Source organism: Pseudomonas sp. WS 5412 (genome assembly GCF_012985615.1).
GTDB classification, from domain to species: Bacteria; Pseudomonadota; Gammaproteobacteria; order Pseudomonadales; family Pseudomonadaceae; genus Aquipseudomonas; species Aquipseudomonas shahriarae.
This window is the reverse complement of sequence record NZ_JAARMB010000051.1, coordinates 1-2,605: the sequence shown is the minus strand read 5'-3', so window position 1 is coordinate 2,605 and position 2,605 is coordinate 1. Positions and strand designations below refer to the sequence as shown.

Below are 2,605 nucleotides of genomic sequence, written 5' to 3'. Positions count from 1 at the left end.
TGTTGCCGCTGACCGAAAACTGACCCAGTAGAGGCTGTTCTGCCGACTGAAAACTGACCCAGGTGTTCAACTGCTTCTGCTCAATTTTTGAGCAGGAGAACACAGGGTGATCAGTATGGAAATGATGGGCAAAATTCGCCGGATGTATTTCCGCGACAAGCTGTCGCTGCATGAGATAGCCAAGCGCACCGGGTTGGCGCGCAACACGATTCGCAAGTGGGTCAGAGCACCTGAGGCCAAGCCGCCGGTCTACCAACGCCGCGCGATCTTCAACAAACTCAGCCCTTTTCACGCCACGCTGGAGCAGGCGCTAAAAGCCGATTCGCTGCGGCCCAAGCAACAGCGGCGCAGTGCCAAGGCGCTGTTGGCGCAAATCAAAGCCGAAGGTTATGACGGTGGCTACAGCCAGCTCACCGCGTTTATCCGTGCCTGGCGAGGGGGACAGGGCAAGGCGTCGCAGGCCTTTGTGCCGCTGACCTTTGCTCTTGGCGAGGCGTTTCAGTTTGACTGGAGCGAGGAAGGCTTGCTGGTCGGCGGCATTTACCGGCGTATGCAGGTGGCACATCTGAAGCTGTGTGCCAGCCGTGCGTTCTGGCTTGTGGCGTATCCGAGCCAGGGCCATGAGATGTTATTTGACGCCCATACACGCTCGTTCGGCTCCTTGGGCGGCGTGCCGCGCCGGGGCATCTACGACAACATGAAGACCGCCGTCGACAAGGTCAATAAGGGCAAAGGCCGGGCGGTGAATGCGCGCTTTGCGGTGATGTGCGCGCATTACCTGTTCGATCCGGACTTCTGCAACGTCGCCGCTGGTTGGGAAAAGGGCATCGTTGAAAAGAACGTGCAAGACAGCCGCAGGCGTATCTGGCTAGACGCCCAGGACTGCCAGTTTCACTCCTTCGAGGAACTCAATGCCTGGCTGGGCCAGCGCTGCCGCGCGCTTTGGAACGAGCTGACGCACCCTCAATACAGCGGGCTGAGTGTGGCCGAAGTGCTGGAGTTGGAGCGCGCTGAACTGATGCCTGTGCCAGCGCCATTCGACGGTTACGTCGAGCGGCCTGCGCGGGTCTCCAGCACCTGCCTGGTCAGCGTCGGGCGCAACCGCTACTCGGTGCCGTGTGAGTATGCGGGTAAGTGGGTCAGCAGCCGTTTGTATCCGACGCGAATCGAGGTGGTGGCTGACGACGCGCTGATCGCCAGCCATGTCCGCTTGCTGGATCGCGACCAGGTCAGCTATGACTGGCAGCACTACCTCCCGCTGATCGAACGCAAGCCCGGTGCGCTGCGCAACGGCGCGCCCTTTGCTGATCTGCCGGCGCCGCTGCGTCAGCTTAAGCACGGTCTGGGGCGTCATGCCGGCGGTGACCGGATCATGGCGCAAGTTCTGGCTGCCGTACCGGTCGCCGGGCTCGATGCGGTGCTGGTGGCTGTTGAGCTGGTACTGGAAAGCGGCAGCCTGAGCGCCGAACACATCCTCAATGTCGTGGCGCGCCTGGCCGCGACCGAACCACCACCCAGCGTCGAAACCCACTTGTCGCTCAAGGAAGCCCCCGTCGCTAACACGGCGCGCTACGACCGCCTGCGTGGCCAGACCGAGGAGATCGGTCATGCGTGATTTGATGGCGGAACTCAAGGAGCTGCGCCTGCACGGCATGGCCACGGCCTGGGCGGAGTTGACTGCGCAGGGTGAGTCGAACACAGCCTCGTCCAAGTGGCTGCTCGAACACCTGCTGGAACAAGAGCACACAGATCGCGCCATGCGCTCGGTGAGCCACCAGATGAACATGGCCAAGCTGCCGATGCACCGCGACCTGGCCGGCTTCGACTTCAGCGCCTCCAGCGCAGACGCTCGTTTGATCAGCGAACTGGCCAGTCTGGCCTTTACCGACACCGCGCAGAACGTGGTGCTGATCGGTGGGCCTGGCACCGGTAAAACCCACCTGGCCACTGCGCTGGCCGTGTCCGGCATCACCCGGCACGGCAAGCGCGTGCGCTTCTACTCCACGGTCGATCTGGTCAATCTGCTGGAGCGCGAAAAGCACGACGGCAAAGCCGGGCGGATCGCCCAAGCTCTGCTGCGCATGGATCTGGTCATCCTCGACGAACTGGGTTATCTGCCGTTCAGCCAGGCTGGCGGTGCGTTGCTGTTTCACCTGCTGTCCAAGCTGTACGAACACACCAGCGTGGTGATCACCACCAACCTGAGCTTCGCCGAATGGTCGAGCGTGTTCGGCGACGCCAAGATGACCACCGCCCTGCTGGATCGGCTGACCCACCACTGCCACATCGTCGAAACCGGTAACGAGTCCTATCGCCTGCAACACAGTAGCTTGGCGGCCCAGGCCAAGATCAAATCACGGGAGCGAAAGCGTAAGGGCAGCCAGGAACCGGAGGACGATGAGCCGTTCTGATTTCATGGCGACGACGGCCTGCTACATGGCTGCGTGTGGCAGGTCTTAAACAACTGAACTGGGCTAGCGAAGGAGTGGGGGCAACAGCAGCTGCGCTGGTAGACTTATCCACAGTTGCTGGTAACAAAATCAGCAATCCGCCCTGGGTCAAATTTCAATCGGCAGGGTGGGTCAATTTTCCATCAGCGCCAACA

General features: G+C 61.4%; 2 protein-coding genes. Both read left to right on the top strand.

Annotated features, from left to right (window positions below):
* Positions 1–115: 115 nt before the first annotated feature.
* Positions 116–1,615 carry an IS21-like element ISPst3 family transposase gene (gene istA / locus HBR94_RS28285; RefSeq protein WP_024012635.1) on the top strand — a complete coding sequence of 500 codons (1,500 nt, stop codon included), beginning with the start codon at positions 116–118 and terminating at the stop codon, positions 1,613–1,615.
* Positions 1,608–2,411, top strand: coding sequence for an IS21-like element ISPst3 family helper ATPase IstB (gene istB / locus HBR94_RS28280; RefSeq protein WP_170045906.1), 804 nt, complete (start codon positions 1,608–1,610; stop codon positions 2,409–2,411). Before istA ends, istB begins: the two co-directional genes overlap by 8 nt.
* Positions 2,412–2,605 lie beyond the last annotated feature (194 nt).